The 19,221-nt window shown below is 65.4% G+C and carries 13 protein-coding genes; 11 read left to right on the top strand and 2 right to left on the bottom strand.

The window, feature by feature from the left end:
* The first annotated feature begins 122 nt into the window (after positions 1-122).
* From rpsA to ACFY3V_RS00840, 11 genes are all read left to right on the top strand, one after another.
* The gene (gene rpsA / locus ACFY3V_RS00890; protein ID WP_350948203.1) at positions 123-1,631 is read left to right on the top strand and encodes a 30S ribosomal protein S1; all 1,509 of its coding nucleotides are present in this window, start codon (positions 123-125) and stop codon (positions 1,629-1,631) included.
* Positions 1,632-1,765: 134 nt separating this feature from the next.
* A complete protein-coding gene (locus ACFY3V_RS00885; protein ID WP_362895816.1) occupies positions 1,766-2,215 on the top strand; it encodes a GNAT family N-acetyltransferase in 450 nt (149 codons plus the stop codon).
* A 154-nt stretch (positions 2,216-2,369) separates the two neighbouring features.
* A complete protein-coding gene (gene coaE / locus ACFY3V_RS00880) occupies positions 2,370-2,969 on the top strand; it encodes a dephospho-CoA kinase (protein WP_362895244.1) in 600 nt (199 codons plus the stop codon).
* Between the two features lie 57 nt (positions 2,970-3,026).
* The gene (locus ACFY3V_RS00875) at positions 3,027-4,205 is read left to right on the top strand and encodes an SLC13 family permease (RefSeq protein WP_362895242.1); all 1,179 of its coding nucleotides are present in this window, start codon (positions 3,027-3,029) and stop codon (positions 4,203-4,205) included.
* A gap of 149 nt (positions 4,206-4,354) precedes the next feature.
* Entirely contained in the window at positions 4,355-4,507 is a 153-nt protein-coding gene (locus tag ACFY3V_RS00870) for a hypothetical protein (RefSeq protein WP_362895240.1), read from the top strand.
* A 640-nt stretch (positions 4,508-5,147) separates the two neighbouring features.
* A complete protein-coding gene (locus ACFY3V_RS00865) occupies positions 5,148-10,721 on the top strand; it encodes a LamG-like jellyroll fold domain-containing protein (protein WP_389768706.1) in 5,574 nt (1,857 codons plus the stop codon).
* Positions 10,722-10,814: 93 nt separating this feature from the next.
* Positions 10,815-11,027 carry a hypothetical protein gene (locus tag ACFY3V_RS00860; protein ID WP_362895236.1) on the top strand — a complete coding sequence of 71 codons (213 nt, stop codon included), beginning with the start codon at positions 10,815-10,817 and terminating at the stop codon, positions 11,025-11,027.
* Between the two features lie 1,294 nt (positions 11,028-12,321).
* Positions 12,322-13,638, top strand: a complete 1,317-nt coding sequence (locus ACFY3V_RS00855) for a cellulose binding domain-containing protein (RefSeq protein WP_362895234.1) — start codon at positions 12,322-12,324, stop codon at positions 13,636-13,638.
* 361 nt (positions 13,639-13,999) lie between these two features.
* Positions 14,000-15,208, top strand: a complete 1,209-nt coding sequence (locus ACFY3V_RS00850) for a cellulose binding domain-containing protein (protein WP_389768701.1) — start codon at positions 14,000-14,002, stop codon at positions 15,206-15,208.
* A 268-nt stretch (positions 15,209-15,476) separates the two neighbouring features.
* Positions 15,477-16,751, top strand: a complete 1,275-nt coding sequence (locus ACFY3V_RS00845; protein ID WP_389768698.1) for an endo-1,4-beta-xylanase — start codon at positions 15,477-15,479, stop codon at positions 16,749-16,751.
* Positions 16,752-17,066: 315 nt separating this feature from the next.
* A complete protein-coding gene (locus ACFY3V_RS00840) occupies positions 17,067-17,924 on the top strand; it encodes an SAM-dependent methyltransferase (RefSeq protein ID WP_362895228.1) in 858 nt (285 codons plus the stop codon).
* Positions 17,925-18,052: 128 nt separating this feature from the next.
* Here the strand turns inward: ACFY3V_RS00840 and ACFY3V_RS00835 are convergent, their stop codons facing one another.
* Both ACFY3V_RS00835 and ACFY3V_RS00830 read right to left on the bottom strand, forming a co-directional pair.
* The gene (locus ACFY3V_RS00835; protein ID WP_362895226.1) at positions 18,053-18,271 is read right to left on the bottom strand and encodes a DUF397 domain-containing protein; all 219 of its coding nucleotides are present in this window, start codon (positions 18,269-18,271) and stop codon (positions 18,053-18,055) included.
* A complete protein-coding gene (locus ACFY3V_RS00830; RefSeq protein WP_389768693.1) occupies positions 18,253-19,080 on the bottom strand; it encodes a Scr1 family TA system antitoxin-like transcriptional regulator in 828 nt (275 codons plus the stop codon). Before ACFY3V_RS00830 ends, ACFY3V_RS00835 begins: the two co-directional genes overlap by 19 nt.
* Between the last annotated feature and the right edge of the window lie 141 nt (positions 19,081-19,221).

Below are 19,221 nucleotides of genomic sequence, written 5' to 3'. Positions count from 1 at the left end.
GTGTCTCGGACGGAGTGGGCTCGCGCTCGATCACGCCGATACTTTTTTCTTCGGCTGACGGTAAGAAGCCTGCCGCGCGTTCGCCACATCGACATCTGTCCGCGTTCGGAGCAACTCCACACATGACGAGCAGCACTGAGGCCACCTCGAGCACCCCGCAGGTAGCGGTCAACGACATCGGCTCCGAGGAAGAGTTCCTCGCAGCGATCGACCTGACCATCAAGTACTTCAACGACGGCGACATCGTCGAGGGCACCGTCGTCAAGGTCGATCGAGACGAAGTTTTGCTCGACATCGGCTACAAGACCGAGGGTGTCATCCCCTCGCGAGAGCTCTCGATCAAGCACGATGTCGACCCGGCGGATGTCGTCGAGGTTGGCGAGCACGTCGAGGCCCTTGTTCTCCAGAAGGAAGACAAGGAAGGCCGCCTGATCCTGTCCAAGAAGCGCGCTCAGTACGAGCGGGCCTGGGGCACGATCGAGAAGATCAAGGACGAGGACGGCATCGTCACCGGCACGGTCATCGAGGTCGTCAAGGGTGGTCTCATCCTCGACATCGGCCTGCGCGGCTTCCTGCCGGCGTCCCTGGTCGAGATGCGGCGCGTCCGCGACCTCCAGCCGTACGTGGGCCGCGAGCTCGAAGCGAAGATCATCGAGCTCGACAAGAACCGCAACAACGTGGTTCTCTCCCGCCGAGCCTGGCTTGAGCAGACCCAGTCCGAGGTTCGCCAGACGTTCCTCAACACCCTGCAGAAGGGTCAGGTCCGCAAGGGCGTCGTCTCCTCGATCGTCAACTTCGGTGCGTTCGTCGATCTCGGCGGCGTCGACGGTCTGGTCCACGTCTCCGAGCTCTCCTGGAAGCACATCGACCACCCCTCCGAGGTCGTCGAGGTCGGCCAGGAGGTCACCGTCGAGGTGCTCGACGTCGACATGGAGCGCGAGCGCGTCTCCCTGTCGCTCAAGGCGACGCAGGAAGACCCCTGGCAGCAGTTCGCCCGCACCCACCAGATCGGTCAGGTCGTTCCGGGCCGCGTCACCAAGCTGGTGCCGTTCGGTGCGTTCGTCCGCGTCGAGGAGGGCATCGAGGGCCTGGTCCACATCTCCGAGCTGGCCGAGCGCCACGTCGAGATCCCCGAGCAGGTCGTCCAGGTCGGCGACGAGATCTTCGTGAAGATCATCGACATCGACCTTGAGCGCCGCCGGATCTCGCTCTCGCTCAAGCAGGCGAACGAGGGTGCGATCGGCGCCGACGTCGAGTTCGACCCCACGCTGTACGGCATGGCGGCGACCTACGACGACTCGGGCAACTACATCTACCCCGAGGGTTTCGACTCCGAGACCGGCGAGTGGCTCGAAGGCTTCGACAAGCAGCGCGAGGAGTGGGAGCGGCAGTACGCCGAGGCTCAGACCCGCTTCGAGGCTCACAAGAAGCAGGTCGAGGAGGCCCGCAAGGCCGAGGCCGAGGCGGGCGAGGCGGCCCCCACGTCCTACTCCGGCGAGACCCCGTCCTCGGGTTCCACCGGTGCCTCCACCAGCGGCAGCAGCGGCTCCTCCGCTCCGGCGGCGGGTGCCCTCGCCTCCGACGAGGCTCTCGCGGCCCTGCGCGAGAAGCTCGCGGGCGGCCAGAGCTGACCCGGTGCCGACGGCGCTGACAACGCGGTAGAAGATCGAAGGAAGGGCCCCGCTCCGGCGGGGCCCTTTCCGCGTTCCCGGAGTGCTTCCCCTGCCGGGGGCTCTCGCCCGGCCGCTAGGGTGGCGCCGTGACCATGATCGAGTGGGCGGAGCCCGAGGACGCGGGCGAGATCCTGACCGTGCAGCGCGCCGCCTACGTGAGCGAGGCCCAGCTCTACGGCGACCCGTTCATCGCGCCGCTCGTGGAGTCGATCGCCCAGGTCCGTCAGGCCGTCGAGACGGCCACCGTGCTCGTCGCCCGCGACGGAGCGCGGATCGTGGGCGCGGTCCGCGGCCGGATGTCCGGAACGACCTGCCTGGTCGGTCGCCTGGTGGTCGCCCCCGACCGGCAGGGCGAGGGCATCGGCGGAGCCCTGCTGGTAGCCCTGCACGAGGAGGCCGCCACGGCACTCGCCTTCGACCTGTTCACCGGCCACCTGTCGGAGGGCAACCTGCGTCTCTACCGCCGCCACGGCTACCGCGAGACGCGCAGGGAGCGGATGACCGACCATCTCACCCTGGTGCACATGCGCAGGGAGCTCTGAGGGCACCCAGGAGCGTCTTCGTGCGCGAATCGATCCCGTTGGAGCGTTCTGCGCCTGAAGGGCGGCAGGCGTGACCTCCGGCGCCGAGAGGGGCGACTCCGGCTTCCGAGCCGACCATGCCGCAGCACGGCCGGTACGGCGTATGCTGCGGATCATGTTGATGGTGGGGCTTACCGGTGGCATCGGGTCGGGCAAGAGCGAGGTCTCCCGGAGGCTGGGCGCCCGCGGCGCCGTGATCATCGACGCCGACAAGATCGCCAGAGAGGTGGTCGAGCCGGGAACCCCCGGACTGGCACGCGTGACCGGGGTCTTCGGCACGGGCATCCTGCGCGAGGACGGCTCGCTCGACCGGGAGAAGCTCGGCTCGATCGTCTTCTCCGACTCCGAGAAGCTCGCCTCGCTCAACGCCATCGTCCACCCCCTCGTCGGCGCGCGGGTCGCCGAGCTGCAGGAGCAGACGGCCCCCGGCAGCATCGTGATCTACGACGTGCCGCTGCTGGCGGAGAACAAGCTCGCCCCCATGTACGAGGTGGTGATCGTCGTCGACGCCTCCGACGAGGTGCGCCTCGCCCGGCTGGTCGAGCTGCGCGGCATGAGCGAGCAGGACGCGAGGGCGAGGCTCGCGGCCCAGGCGACCCGCGAGGAGCGGCTGGAGATCGCCGACATCGTGGTGCCGAACGAGGGCACCCTGGAGGAGCTGGAGGCCCGGATGGACGGCCTCTGGTCCGACCTGAAGGCCCGCGCCACCGACTGAGCCCCCTCACCCCTCCTGGAGCGATCCGCCCAGGTGAGGCGTGCGATCATTTCCGATGTGCTGCGACGACTGACCCTCCTGGACTGGATCCGGCTCGCGCTGCTGGGCCTCGGACTCCTGTTCGTCGCGACCGGCCTGCTTCCCCTGCGGGAGGCCGAGAGCCAGATGGAGCGGATCGCCCCCATCCTGCTCTTCCTCGCCGCGGTGGTCGTCCTCGCCGACCTCGTCAAGGAGGCCGGGCTCTTCGACGTGATCGCGACCCGGCTGGCGATGCTGGGCGGCGGTGGGTACGCCGTGCTCTTCCTGCTCTGCACGGCCTTCGCGTCGCTGGTCACGATCTTCCTGAACCTGGACACCACCGCGGTACTACTGACGCCCGTGATGCTCGCCCTCGCGGCCAGGACCGGGATCGCCGCACTGCCGCTGGCCATGACGACCCTCTGGCTGGCCAACACCGCCAGCCTGCTACTGCCGGTCTCGAACCTGACGAACCTGCTGGTCCTGGGACGGGTGGAGATGTCCACCCGCGAGTTCGCGGGAAGGCTCTGGATCCCCCAGCTCGTCGCGATCGCGATCACCATGCTCTTCCTGTGGGTGTTCTTCTGGCGCCGAGGCCGGCGCGGCGCCGACCGCTACACCCCGCCGATTCCCGAGCCGGTCGCGGATCGGGCGCTGTTCGCAATCGCGGCCGGGGTCTGTGCGCTTTTCGTCGCCGCGATCCTCCTGGAACTGCCGATCCAGTTCGCCGCCCTGGCCGGGGCGGCCCTGATGGTCGCCGCCTTCGCCTGGCGGGACCGCGCCAAGCTCACCTTCGCCCTGTTCCCCTGGCAACTGCTCGTCTTCGTGGTGGGCCTGTTCCTGGTGGTGCCCACGCTGAGCCGGCACGGCCTGGCCTCGGTGATGGGCACCCTGATCGGAACCCACACGGGTGACGGGGCCTACGGAGTGGCGGCCGTCGGCGCGGTGCTGTCCAACCTGATCAACAACCTGCCCGCCTACACCGCGGTGGAGCAGGTCATCCCCGTCGGCGACCGGGAGGCGCTGTTCGCCCTGCTCATCGGCACCAACGTCGGCGCGGTGATCACCCCGTGGGCCTCCCTCGCCACCCTGCTCTGGTTCGAGTGGTGCCGCCGCAGGGGAGTACGGGTGCCGATACGCACCTTCCTGCTGGCCGGGACCGCACTGGTCGTGGTGGCCGTCCCGGCCACCGTGGCGGCCCTGCTGCTCACCGCCTGAACGGCGTACGGCTTGCCGACACCGCCTGCGCGCTCTCGGCGGTCGGCCTCTGCCGGCGCGGCGCCCAGGCCGTGCGGCGCGCTGAACGAGTCGTTCGTCATCGAGGCGAGTGGAAATTGCGCACTAAATCATGGCCCTAAAGTGGTCGGATGGTCTACATCCGTACGGTGAAGATCGCCTCCGGAGCGCGTACGGTGCAGATCGTTCACTCCTCCCGCCAGATTTCCCGGAATATCGAGCATATCGGCTCGGTCCATAACGAGGTCCAACTCGAACTGCTCAAGACCGTGGCTCGGCAATGACTCGCCGCCGGGCAGGGAGAACTCGACCTAGGTCTGGACACCCCGCTCTAGACTGACGGCCCATTATCGATCATCGCTTCCCGTAGGGGCACCCAGGGGATGCCCTGAGCGCCGCTTATGAGACCCTCGGGTTCGATAACGCAAGCGGCGGTAATGAGGTCTTCCGGCACCTGGTCCTGGCCCGGATCATCGAGCCGATCAGCAAGTTGAATTCGTTACGCGTACCGGCCGACAGGGGCATCGACGAGCAGGTCCGTGCTATCGCAAGATCGAGATCCAAGCCGGCGATCACATCATCACGGCAGCCGACCCGCTACCGACCGACATCCGGTCGGCCATCGAGGCGATCAAGGCCTGAGCCGCTGCGCACTAAATTGGCCTAACTCGGGTTAGCTATCTGCGTAACCCGACAGAATCATTCAGTGATGTTGCAAATCAATTAACAGGGAATCAACTCGTCATAGATATAAATCTGTAACATTTGCCCCTCTTGCTAGATTTTGCTGGTGCGGATAAAACTTTTCTGACTGATCATCCGAACATCCGGTGAATGAGAGGGTTTGTGAACGAATTAAAAATTCGGCCCATCTTCCGGATTGGCAGGCCATCCGGACGACTGGCGATTGCGACCGTACTCACAATGGCGGCATCGCTGTTGGTGTCCGCGGCCACAGTGGCGTCAGCCGATCCCGAACCTACTCCTACCGTGAAATCCGCTCCACCATCGATGACGACTTTTCCTAAACCGGAAGACCCGGACGCTCCGCTGCGGGCGGCGGTGGAGCAGGCGCGTCAGGCTGGCCGACCGGTGCCGGTGGAAGACGCCTTCACGGAGACCTCGCGGGTGTGGGCACTCCCTGACGGGCGTCTCACCACGCATGCCTACGGCGGGCCGGTGCAGCTCAAACAGGCCGATGGCACGTGGGGCTGGGTCGATACCAGCCTCGTGGAGCAGAACGGCGTGCTGAAGCCAAAACTGGCCAAGGCGGATGTGAGCTTCTCTCTGGGCGGCGACGGACCCTTCGCCTCGCTGACACGGGGTGACAAGCAGAGTCTCGCCCTGTCCTGGGATGCGCCGCTGCCGCGCCCCGAGATCACCGGCAACGTCGCCCGGTACATCGACGCGGCCGGCCCCGGTGCCGATCTTGTCGTGACGGCCCTGCCCTCGGGGTTCCAGCATGACGTGGTGTTGCGGGAGCGGCCTGCCAAGCCGGTGGAGTTCCGCCTGCCCGTGCAGACCGAGGGGTTGACGCTCTCAACGACGAAGGGGGGCGGACTGGCACTCAAGGACACGAAGGGTAAGACCACTTTGTCGGCACCGGCGCCTCGGATGTGGGATGCCGTCGCGGCCAACGCCGCCGACAACCAGCCGGGCCGTGAGGCCAAGGTCAAGACGAGCGTGGAGACCAAGGACGGCCAGACCGTCCTGGTGCTCAGGCCGGACGCGGCATGGCTGGCCGACCCGGCCACCCGGTATCCGGTGACCGTGGATCCCACCACCACGCTGGGTGTCACCCAGGAAGTGGGGATCCTCTCCCCGAACGGCCAGACCGCTCCCGGCACCGTCGCCCGGAAGAACTACCAACGATGCACGGGAACCTGGCCGAACCAGACGTGCGCCTACCAGCCGGAGGCCTGGCGCGCGCTGATGGCTTTCGACACCGCTCCGATCACCGGACGTCAGGTGGTCAAGGCCACCATGCAGCTGACGCTTCGCGCGGACGCCGACGCCTGTCAGGTCGACTACCAGTCGATTTTCGCCAACCGCATCACCCGCGCGTGGGTGGCCGACGACACATTCTGGAGCAACCAGCCTTCCACGACCGCGGAGGGACGCACCTCCATCAGCGCCTGTTCCCTGCCCCGTACCAGCGGTTCGGTGTGGAGCTGGGATCTGACCGCGATGACCCAGGCGTGGGCCGGGGGAACTGCCAACCACGGCCTGATGCTCCAGTTGACCAACGAATCCGCAGCATCCCAGAACACCACGGAAATCTTCGCCTTCTGGGGGCAGCTGTGGGGCCAGAACGTACCGAGGCTGAGTGTGGACTGGGTGCTGCCGCCGCAGATCCCGACCGTGACAGCGGAGTCGATCGACTCGCTGAACGGTAACGACGCGATCGCCCGCTCCACCGCGGTCAAGGTCACCTACAAGTCCAGCGTGCCGGAGGCCACTCCGCTGGACTACACCGTCAGCGTCAACGACTCCACGATGGCGCCCCCGCCCACGCAGCTGCCCACCGGTGAGGCCGCATACTGGAAGCTGGACGAGACCGCCGGTGCCACCGCGGCCGACGCCTCTGGAAACAACCGACCCGTCACTCTCTCGGGCGGCTACAGCCGCATCGCGGGACAAGTCGGCCAAGCCCTGGACCTCAACGGAGGGTCCGGTTCGACCTCCGGTCCCGTGCTCAACACCAATCAGAGCTACACGGTGACCTCCTGGGTCCGTCTCGACGACAGCACCAAAGACCAGGTGATCTTCTCCCAGCGGGGCGTCAACCAGCCCGCCTTCACCCTCGCCTTCGCCGCCTCCGGCTATTCGGGAGTGGACCAGCGGTGGGTCTTCGACCAGGTCACCCAGGACATCCCCAACACTATCTACGAGCGATGGGCGGTCTCCAAGAACGTCGCCCGAGTCGGCTTGTGGACCCATCTGGCCGTCCAGTACGACCAGTCGGCTCACAAGATCCGCCTGTTCGTCGATGGTGAACTGGCCGACGAACGCGACCACACCGTGGACTGGAACGCCCGTGGCTCCTTCCAGTTCGGCCGCGGCCAGATCGCCGGCATCACCACCCCTTTCACCGGCGCGATCGACGACGTCCACGTCTACCAGCGCGTGCTGTCGCCCGCCGACCTGCGCACGATGGTCACTGCCCCAGGTACCACCACCAACAACAACGTGCCCGCCAACCGGACCCCGGAGAGGATCTTCTCCCTCGACAACCCGGCCAGCTTCAAGTTCGTGGTCAAGGCCTGCCGCACCGGTGTCGTGCCGCCCTCCTGCAACGAGAGCCCGGCCTACCGCATCACCTCCGACGCGGCGACGCTGCCCACCGACACCGAAACCGGCATGGCCGACCCGACCCAACCCATCCTGAGCGGCATGGTCAACCGCCCCTCTGGCGGGTCGGTCACGGGCAAGTACTATCTCTACAAGCAGGACGGCACACCGGTCGGCACCGTGCCGCTAGGCACCCGCACCGTCAACGGCGGCGAGCGTGCTTCCCTGCAGATCCCCGCAAACACCGTGCAACCCGGCACCACCTACACCTGGCAGATGACCGCCTGCGCCGTCGGCCAAGGCGAGACCACGACCCCCAACCCGCAACCCACCCCCACACCCACACCGACCCCCACGCCGACACGCCCCGCGGGGCTGATCGCCGGCTACGGGATGAACGAGGGCACCGGCACCACTGTCGCCGACCCTGCGGCCACCACGCTCAACGGCACCGCGCAGAACACCACCTGGGTGGACGGCAAGTACGGCAAGGCGCTGTCGTTCAACGGCACCTCAAGCAAGGTGACCATCCCGCACCGGGCGGCGCTTGCCCTGCCTTCGGGCCACACGCTGTCGGCCTGGGTCAAGCCCGACGATCTCTCCTCCTGGAGCAGCATCGCCTTCAAGGGCCACACCAGCGGCGTCAGCTACGGCCTGTACGCTGCCAACGGCAGCGGCGTCCCGTCCAGTTGGATGCGCTCCGGTGCCAGCCACCTGAACGTGGACGGCACCAGCCCGCTACCCACCGGTTCCTGGACGCATGTGGCCGTCACCCACAACGGCACCACCGCCCGGCTGTACATCAACGGCACCCAGGTCGCCAGCGCCAACATCGGCACCTTGGAAGACAGCGGCACCGCCTTCACCATCGGCGCCAACACCTACTGGGGCGAACACTTCAGCGGCGTCATCGACGAACTGCGCCTCTACAACCGCGCGCAGACCAGGGCCGAGATCCAGGCGGACATGAACACCCCGCTCAACGCCCCGGCCCCGATAGCAACCCCTACCCCCACACCGACCCCGACAAGCACCACCCCCCCGGCCGCTAGTGGTGGCCTGGAGGAGATCTGCACTTCCAAGACTGCCCCGGTCTCCTTCACTACCCCCGGCACGCCCCCGGCGGACCCGGTCGAAGACGTCCACCACCTCACCTTGGGCAAGGACAACTTCGTCATCAAGACCGCCAAGGTCGATCCCACCGCCTGCGATGGTTCGCCCTGTACAGTGACCGACTCGACCACCATGCAGATCGGCGGCAGTGGCGCCGACAAGACGGTAGCGGTGATCGGGTTCAGGCTCGACGAACTCCCTGACGGCGCCAGGGTGTCCGAGGGCGTTCTCAAACTCGGCACTCCCACCTGTTCGACGGGTACGTGTCCAACCGACACCGTGATCACCATGACGACTCTGAAGAACCCGGTGACCGATGCGAGCAAGGGGGCGGATCTGGCAGGTGACGCCGACACGACGGATACGCCGTACTCGCTGCCGCTGACGGCTCTTCAGGCTGACATCGCAGGCAACGCGTACCAGTGGCTGCTGCTCACCTCCAACAAGAACGAGGTCATCACTTTCGGCGAGGCAGCATCAGCCGAGCAGCCGTCTTTGGCGCTCACCTATGTCCCGGCCGGGCCACCGAGTAAGGTGCTCAACCTCGCTGTACAGGCCGGGGATGGCGGAGCCAGCGCAAGTTGGGGTCTACCTGAATCCAATGGCAGTCTCGCGATGCTCGACGGCTACGACGTCGAGGTAACCGAAAGCAGCGGTACGGTCGTCAAAACCCTCGACGTCAAAGACCCGTATGTCGCGATCACCGGGTTGACGAACGGTTCGGCCTACTCGGTGAAGGTACGCGCCAAGACGGCTTTCGGCGTCGGCGAGTGGGAAGCCGCTTCGGTCACTCCTAAGGCGGTGCCGCCGCCACCGGTCAAGGGCGCGGGCGAGACGTGCGTGCTTGAAAGCGGCCAGTCACCGCAGATGAAGACCACTTCTGTGGCGTCCGGTGCGCAAGAGTACCTCCAGCGCATCACAGCCTATTATCAGGCGCAGGACGCCGTCCTGGAAGGTCGCGCGGAAACGGTGTGGGACGCCCCCGGGATAACGCCCGAAGCATCGAGCACCGCTAAACTTTCCCTTCTGAACACCAATCTGGTTCGCCTCCGGGAGGCGATGCAGGATGGTGGCATCACCCGGAGTAATTCCACGGTGGAGTTGTCCGACAGCGTGGTGCTGGCCCGGCCGGACGGTAGCGTCATGGTCTTCACCAAGGTGAAGCGCACCTGGACGGAAATCGATGGCTCCACGGATGGCACTGGACAGAGCAGACGCTCGGTGACGTCGACGGCAGCGGCCGCAGGAGGGCAGGTGGAGCCGAGTGAGCCGAGTATCGATGTGTTCGTGTTCGACCGCTGCGGAGACATCACGATCATCAACGTCCCGCTGCCGCAGTATGAGGACCAGACGGATTATTTCGATGCCTGCGGCGGTAACCTCATCCCAGGAGATTCTGGCGGAACCCTCAGAGTGGCAGCAGATGACCCGCCCACCAGTGCATGCGTTTCAGCCCCGTCCAACGAGCACCTCTGTGCGAGCATTCGCGCGAAGGGGAACAACTGCGTGACGTTGGAGGCGCAGCCCGGGTTCGAGACGGATCCGTTCGACAAGAAGACCGTCAAGCCCATGAAGGGTTTGACGTTCCGAGGGTCGGGTGTTGTGGCATGGCGGGATCATGAATACGAGATCGTCTCCGTGCTGAACATAGCGAAAAGCCGCATCTGGGTGCAGGCGTACATGACCAAGGCCTTCATTAAGAAGTATGGGATGGAGGATTTCGTCAGGAAGATGAAGATATCCGCCAAGGCGCGCTGGTGTGGTGTGGTCCTAAATGGCAGTATCGGCGTCACGTATCCTCCGGAGTTCACGCCTTCAACTGCGGAGGACTGCAGGGAGAAGGTAGTGAGCGATAATCCTGAAGGTGTTCAGTTGCTGCATTATCCAACGGGCGGCAACGACAGTGCGCGTATTACCTGTGCCGGCACGTGTGATATCCGGAGGTTCAAGTTCGCCTTCACTGCGGAACTTTTCCTTCCTTACGCGGACAAGAAGATCCGGCCCGGAAGGGTGCCCATCGGCTGCGAAACCCGATGGTTGCTCCCGCTCGAAAGAAACCCATCTCCGATGCCTGGCCCGGAGCCTAAGCCATAGCTGTAAGGTATGAGTAGGGTAAAGGGCCGCATCTCCGATTCGATGCGGGGTGCGGCCCTTGTCCGTCACGCGAACTAGGATCGAGGACAGAAGATGTCTGAGCAACGTTCACTTGTCGGTTGTGGCGTGCTTATTCTTCTCGGAGCCGCCGCATTGCTCTTTTTGGCAGCCATTCTGGCGTTGTCAAGTAAGACGCTGATCGTGTTCGTGCTGGGTATAGCATGCATTGGCGCCATGATTATCTGGTCGACCCTTATGATCACGTCCGCGATTGACAGCCAGTCGAAGAAGGCTGATCGGCCATGACTTTGCAGGGCCGGTCCCTCTGGGGATGGGCGGTCAGCTCGGAGCGAGGCTGATTGGCCAACGTGTGAGGGAGTTCAATAGCGTCGAGCGTCGCGGGGAACTCACAGGAGTCAAGGGGCGGAGAGATCTGAAACGGAATCCGGCGTTAACGATGGTTCGCGCTGTTCATGTAATTTATCCGCTCATCCTCTGATGTCGGGGTAAACGCCGGATCCCGCATCCATCACATGGGCTCATGAATACTGCGGCGTGGTCTACGGCGAAAGCGAGGCGGCCGATACGTGCTACGTGATCGCGGCGCTGAGTAGGCTGCACTTCTGGACCCGTGGGGGGTACGGAGACTGGCGTTTCCGAGGTGACTACGATGCGCGGGCCTGCGCGCCTCCCGAACCCACTTGGATATATGTCGCGTGGGGGTTGAATTTCTCGAAACGGGGGCCGGGTGAATGCGAGCTTCTCCGTGAATAGCTGTGGTTTCTGATCAGATTCTGTAATCCTCGACTCAAGGTTGAAACAGCTGTCTTAGTATTGGGTTTCTCCGCTCGAAGAGAGTGATGCGCCTGCCCCCGAGGCAGTCGAACCTCGACCTGCGAAGGTGTAGAGCCGGGGCCTGCAGGTACAGGCCGCGGAGCAGGCGGGATGCGGGGTCGGCGGGAGGTGGGAGAATAATCTCGATTGTCATTGCTGGCGCTTTGTTGGTCAATCCGCTCTCGCGACCGCTCCTATAAAAGACGGTTTCGCGAAGTGCATCCAATGATGTCGGGCCTATCGACATAAGCGCATCCATCGGGATAACGACTCGTGGCGCTCCAACGCCGTGACCTGCGTTCTCGCTGCTGATCCGAGTCGCCCGTCGGCGCCTTCGCGATGAAAGTTTCACCCTGTCGACTGGATCCACGCATGAGCCCCACCCCCTTACTTGACAGCCCGGCTTTCGCGCGCCTACCGTAACGCGCAATCCGACGCGCTGAAATGCTAGCGTTAACAATCGCCGACCTTACTTTGGAGATATAGCCAGGACTGTGATCGGCTGGTGCGTCGATTTGCCGATGGCGCATGCCGAATCATGATGTCGGTGCTGCTTTCTCCGACGATTGCCGCCGTGTGCGAGAAACATGCGGCAAAGGTTCGACGGCCGATTCGGTCCGCCGGGCTGAACCCCCCCACCACAGGCCGGCGACGGCCTGCGCGCAGACCCTGGTGTGCCCCCCCATCGGCACTCCCGTGCCTGGTCCGAGAGGAAGGAGTGAGGGTTCCCAGCCACGTCGTCGAGACCAACTTCAGAGAAGGCAACGTGATCTCACGAACTCAGTCCATTTTCGCCGCGGCCGGCATCGCGGCGCTCCTCGTCCTGACTCAAGTTCATGCGGCGCTGAGCCACAGCGCCGGCACCACCTCGTCCGGAAGCCTGGCCGCGATGGCCCCGACCGCCGGGTGCGGCAAGGCGCCGACCCTGCGCAGCGGCACCTACTCGATCCAGAACAACGGCAAGAACCGCTCCTACATCCTGCGGATTCCCGACGGCTACGACAACAACCGTCCCTACCGGCTGATCTTCGGGTTCCACTGGCTGGGTGGCACCGCCACCGACGTGGCGACCGGGCAGACCGTCCAGCGCGACGTATGGGCCTACTACGGGTTGCAGAGGCTGGCCAACAACAGCGCCATCTTCGTCGCTCCCCAGGGGCTCAACAACGGATGGGCCAACTCCGGTGGTGAGGATGTCGCCCTGGTCGACAACATCCTTCGGCAAATCGAAGCCGATCTGTGCGTCGACACCTCCCAGCGTTTCGCGCTGGGGTTCAGCTACGGCGGGGCGATGTCCTACTCGCTGGCGTGTTCCCGTCCCACCGTCTTCCGCGCCGTCGCGGTGCAGTCCGGCGGGCTGCTCAGCGGCTGTAGCGGCGGCACCCAGCCCATCGCCTACCTGGGAATTCACGGGATCAGGGATTCGGTCCTCGGTGTCGGCAGCGGCCGGTCTCTGCGGGACACGTTCGTCCGTAACAACGGATGCACCGCGCAGAACCCTCCCGAGCCCAGCCAGGGCAGTCTGACGCACCGCGTCACCACCTACTCCGGGTGCCGGGCGGGTTATCCGGTCGCCTGGGCCGCCTTCGACGAAGGTCACATCGCCGCCCCGCAGGACGGCGCCCCCGGTGACAGCGGCTCCAGGACATGGGTGCCGGCAGAGGTGTGGAAGTTCTTCACGCAGTTCTCCTCCACCACCACTCCCTCACCAAGTCCGTCGCCGAGCGCCACCCCAAGCCCGTCACCGAGCCCCACACCCGGGACGGGGGCGTGCCGGGTGGCGTACACGATGAACAGCTGGAACAACGGTTTCACCACCGCCATCAGCATCACCAACACCGGCTCGACGGCGTTGAACGGCTGGTCCCTGAGCTTCACCCTGCCTTCGGGCCAGGCCATCACCAGCGGCTGGAACGCCACCTACAGTCCCACCACCGGCACCGTGAACGCCACCAACGTCGGCTACAACGCCGCCCTGGCCCCCGGGGCCAGCCTTGAGATCGGCTTCCAGGCCACTCATACCGGCAACACTTCCAAACCCAGTTCCTTCACCCTCAACGGCAATACCTGCACCACCGCCTGACCCGGTCACCAGCGGCGAGGGGATGGGAGCCAACGCTCCCATCCCCTCGCCGGGACACCGCGGCAGGCCGGGGTGACCGTTCATCGCGACGACGCATGGCCTCGCCTTCCGGCCGGGCGAGGGAACCCCGTACCACGTGGAACAGCCCGCCCTCCCGGTCGCCGGGCGGCCCGCAGGCGAGCAGCGGAACCTCGGCCACCGCCGTAGCGAGTCCTCGGCCGGGGTTCCGCGATGACGCTTTCTTCCTGCGGAACGCCATGTCTCGAGATTGGAATGATCGATGCGACACCTCACTTCCCTCCGCCTGCGGTTAAAGCCGTCGGCAGCCGTCGCAGCCGCGCTGTTGATGGTCGGTGCCGGTGTGGCCGGTACACACATCGCGTCGGCGTCGGCGTCGGCGGCCGGATGCCGGGTCAATTACACGGTCACCAACCAGTGGCAGGGCGGCTTCGGCGCGAGTGTGAACGTCGACAACCTCGGGGACCCGATCAATGGCTGGAAGCTGACCTGGTCGTTCCCCGCGGGACAGACCATCACCCAGCTGTGGAACGGCACCGTTGCCCAGTCCGGGGCGCAGGTCACGGTGACGAACGCCCCCTACAACGGCGGCATCCCCAGTGGAGGCAGCACGAGCTTCGGGTTCAACGGAAGTTGGAACGGCTCCAACCCGGTGCCGTCCAGTTTTGCCTTGAACGGCGTGACCTGCACCGGCGTCATCGCCTCACCCACCCCGACGCCCACTCCTTCTCCCTCTCCGACGCCGACCCCCACGCCGACTCCCGATCCTTCCAACCGGCCGCTCATCGAGAACAACTTCCCGGTCACGCGGGAGGGGGCGTACGGCACCAACCGCTACACGGTGTACAGGCCGACGAATCCGGCGGCCCTCGGGCGCGCCATGCCCGTGCTGCTCTTCGGTAACGGGGCGTGCGCCCACACCAACGGGAGCGAGGTCGTCCGAGCGCTGACGTTCGTCGCGGCCCGCGGAATCGTCGTGGTGAACACCGCGTCGGTCGACAACTCGCCGAACGGGGTGGCGAGCGGGTCTCCGATCCCGTCGCTGCTGACCGACGGGATCGGCTGGGCCGAACGGGAGAACGCCCGCGCCGGCTCACCGCTCTACCAGCGCCTCGACCTGTCCAGGGTCGCCACGGCCGGCCACTCCTGCGGAGGGCTGGAAGCGCTGATCGCCGCCCAGGACCAGCGGGTCAAGGGTGTCGTCTCACTGGACAGCGGACTCTTCGCGGACGGCTCGTTCGGGTATCCGCGTTCGGAACTGTCCAAGCTGCACACCCCGGCGATGTTCATGCACGGCGGACCCTCCGACATCGCCTACGACAACAGCCGGGCCAACTACGACCTCGCGCGCGTACCGTCCGTGCTGGCCGAGCATCCGCAGGCCGGTCACGTCGGGTTCATCACCGGCGCGCAGATGAACGAGGGCATGACCGCGGTGGTCCAGTTCCTGGACATGACCCTCAACGGCAACGCCACGGCACGCGCCTACATCCTCAGCCCCTCGGGGCTGGCGGCGAGGGCCCCCTGGACGGTCCGCACCAAGAACTTCTGACCCGCGTACCCGCACCGTCGACCACCGATCCTCAAGGGAACGAGAGTGAGAATTCGGCCCCGGCCGCCGATGGATCCGGCGACCGGGGCCGAGAGGCCGTACACGCGAACGCTCCCGTGACCTCCCGCATCGTCGGTCCAGCCATGGAGGCTCAGGCATGAGTTCGCACGCGTCACCCCCTTTCCGAACCCGCGGACGTTCCCGTGGCCTTCGACGTGCGCTGCTGGCCACAGCTGTCGGAATCCTCGGCATCGTCTCCGCGCAGACGATGCCACTCCCGGCCGACGCGGCCGCGTCCACGCTGGCCGCGGCGGCCCAGCAGAGCGGGCGATACTTCGGCACCGCGATCAGTGCCGGCAAGCTCGGTGACTCGGCGTACACCACGATCGCGAACCGTGAGTTCGACATGATCACCGCCGAGAACGAGATGAAGATCGACGCCACCGAGCCGAGGCGGGGCCAGTTCACCTTCACCGGTGGCGATCGCATCCACGACTGGGCGGTGCAGAACGGCAAGCGGGTGCGCGGACACACCCTGCTCTGGCACCCCGGCCAGCCGGCCTGGATGCAGTCGCTCTCGGGCAGCAGCCTTCGTCAGGCGATGATCGACCACATCAACGGTGTGATGGCCCACTACAAGGGCAAGATCTACGCCTGGGACGTGGTGAACGAGGCCTTCGCCGACGGCAACTCCGGCGGCCGGCGCGACTCCAACTTCCAGCGCACCGGCAACGACTGGATCGAGGTCGCCTTCCGCACCGCGCGGGCCGCCGACCCGGCCGCCAAGCTCTGCTACAACGACTACAACATCGACAACTGGACCTGGGCCAAGACCCAAGCCGTCTACAACATGGTCCGCGACTTCAAGGCGCGCGGTGTGCCGATCGACTGCGTCGGCCTGCAGGCCCACTTCAACAGCGGCAACCCGTACGACAGCAACTTCCGCACCACCATCTCCAGCTTCGCCGCCCTGGGTGTGGACGTGCAGATCACCGAGCTCGACATCCAGGGCGCCCCCGCGCAGACCTACGCCAACGTGGTCAACGACTGTCTGGCCGTGGCGCGCTGCACCGGCATCACCGTGTGGGGTGTGCGCGACCAGGACTCCTGGCGTTCGAGCGACACCCCACTGCTGTTCAGCGGCAGCGACAAGAAGCCGGCCTACAACGCCGTGCTGAACGCGCTCAACGCCGCGAGCCCGAACCCCACCCCGACCCCGAAATCCACACCGACCCCCCGGACCGGCGAGTGCTCGGCGACGATGCGGACGAACAACGTCTGGCCGGGTGGCTTCCAGTCGACGGTGACGGTGAGCGCGGGCAGCGCGCCGATCAACGGGTGGACCGTGCGGTGGACCTGGCCGGGCGGGCAGAGCATCAGCAGCCTGTGGAGCGGCGAGCACACCGTATCCGGCTCCAACGTGACCGTCCGCAACGTCGACTACAACGGTTCCGTCGCGGCGGGAGCCCCGACCACCTTCGGCTTCATCGCTCACGGCACGGCGGCCACCCCGTCGATCACCTGCGACAGCCTGACGGGATGAACCCCGGCCCGGCGGCGAGAGCACGCCTTCACCGGAGACGAAACCGTTTCAATGGTCACGCGCCGTACCCCGCGAACAATGAAATGGTTCATCGAATCGCGAAGGATGGCATTTTTTGAGAGCTTGATGTGGATATGAGCTGTATGCGCCGGAGATAGGTTCATCGGGTCGCCCCGCACATTAGTCATGAGCATCGACGCAGGCCATCAGTCGATACGCATAAGCGGCGAACTGGTTGGTAACGGGCTACAGTGTGCGATGTCGCGTTCTGTATCGACGGACGTATCGGTACAGTCACATCTTCGAGGAGCATCAATGGCCGATTCCATCAACCGATTAAGTGCGCAGGCGGCCGATGCCAATGCGCCCGGCGCACGAATCGACCCGACGATCCCTCATCCGGCACGCGTATATGACTATCTTCTGGGCGGTAAAGACCACTTCGCCGCCGACCGCGAGGTGGGGGAGCAACTCGTCAAACTCTCACCCGGCACGCGGGAAGGGGTACGCGCCCATCGGGCGTTTCTCGGCCGAGGCGTACGCTATCTGGCCGCCGACGCCAAAATCACCCAGTTTCTGGACATCGGCACCGGCATCCCCACGCAGGGGAACACCCACGAGATCGCTCAGCAGGTCAACCCAGCAGCTCGCGTGGCGTATGTGGACAACGATCCCATCGTCCTGGTGCATGGGCGCGCTCTGCTGGCGAGCAGCGAAGAAGGTATGACCACGGTGATCGAGGCCGATCTGCGGGATCCGGACCGGATCCTGTCGCATCCCGAGATCACCGAAGTCATCGACTTCACCCGGCCGGTGGCGCTCATCTTGGCCGGTGTCCTGCACTTCATCACCGAGGAAGAAAAGCCCCACGAGCTGGTCGAGCGATACAAGTCCGCCGTCCCCTCGGGCAGCCAACTGCTGCTGTCGCACGTCACGCTCGACTTCGCACCGAAAGGGCCAGAAGAGCAGTTCACCAAGCCCTTCGACAAGGGGGCGGCGCCCATGGTCCCGCGAAGCCACGCGCAGGTGACGGAATTCTTCCAAGGCTGGACGATGGCGGCTCCCGGACTCGTCGAAGTGGTCACCTGGCGACCGGACGAGGACGAATACCAAGAACCGATTCCCGGCGGCGGCCACGCGTGGGCCTACGGTGGCCTGGCCGTAAAACCGTAAGACCTCGCGGGCGGTCACCTCGCACGACCGCCCGCCCATCGACCCACGCCGCCATCTACTGACCGTCGTTCTGGACGCTTTCTGCCGTTGGCGTGTTCGGAGGCGAGAGCCGGGGATGGCTCTGCCGGTCAGTCGAACCGGCCCGACTTCACGGCGGACAGGAAAGCACCCCATTCGCCCGGAGAGAGGATGAGGGCCGGGGCAGTGGGGTTTTTGCTGTCGCGGATGGCGATGGTTCGGGGGAGGTTGGCGACTTCGACGCAGTTTCCGCCGCTTCCGCCGCTGAGGGAGCTCTTCTTCCAGGTGGCGTTGGAGAGGTCGGGGCCGTTCAGGTCTGTTGCTTCCATTGGTCCCTCGCTTCTTTGATCATTTCTAGCGACAGGCTGGAACGAAGTGCCTCTGCCCGGAGCCGGTCATATCTGTCCCATACGGTGGTTACCAGATTGTGCTCCGCTGACACTTCGCCTTCCCCGGCAGACTCTATGGAGACGGTGGTCGGTGCGTCCGGCATTTGGGCGAGTACGAATCCGGACATCAGACCCGCAGTGCAGAAGGTGTCGTGAGGGACGAGTTGCACTTTCACGTTCTGCCGACCGGCGACGGTAGCGAGATGGTCGAGCTGTTCGTACATGACCTCCCGGCCTCCGATCGGGCGACGGAGGATCCACTCGTCGAGAAGCGCCCATAGCATGGGCGGACCGTCCTTTGTGAGGATGATTTGCCGTCGCATACGGGCGCTGACCTGGTCTTCGACCTCCTGTTCCGAAGTGGCCAAGTCGCCACGGAAGACGGCTCGCGCGTAGTTCTCCGTCTGGAGCAGGCCGGGGACCAGGAGCGGGTCCCAGCAGCGCAGCACGCGGGCGCGGGGCTCGATCTCCTCGGACCATCTGACGTACCAGCGTGGCCCGGTGGGGGCGGTGATGTTTCGGCAGAGATGGGTGAAGTGGTCGTCCGTCTTGAAGAGCTCGTCGCAGCGGGCCGCCATGTCGAGGCCGGGCTTCCGGTTGCCGGTCTCGATGTGTCCGATGAGCGATGTCGAGACGCCCAGGTGGATGCCGAGCCGCTCCTGTGACAGGCCCGCCTCCCTGCGGGCTCGGCCGAGCTCGCGGCCGAAGCGTTGGGTCGGGGTCAGATGTGGGTCGAAGCCGTTTCCCATGTCATCACTCCAGCATTTCGATGACATCGGCCGTCGAATAAACGACAAATTACTACACCGGGTGTAGGAGTTAGTCGTTTATTTGTCGGTCGATTCTTTCTGTAACGGCAGCCTAACTCTGTGCACTCTATGGTGCCAAGC

It is taken from the genome of Streptosporangium sp. NPDC000095, assembly GCF_042899335.1.
In the GTDB taxonomy this organism is placed as follows: Bacteria; Actinomycetota; Actinomycetes; order Streptosporangiales; family Streptosporangiaceae; genus Streptosporangium.
Note: the sequence above shows the minus strand (reverse complement) of the source record. Positions and strands in the feature narration are given on the sequence as shown.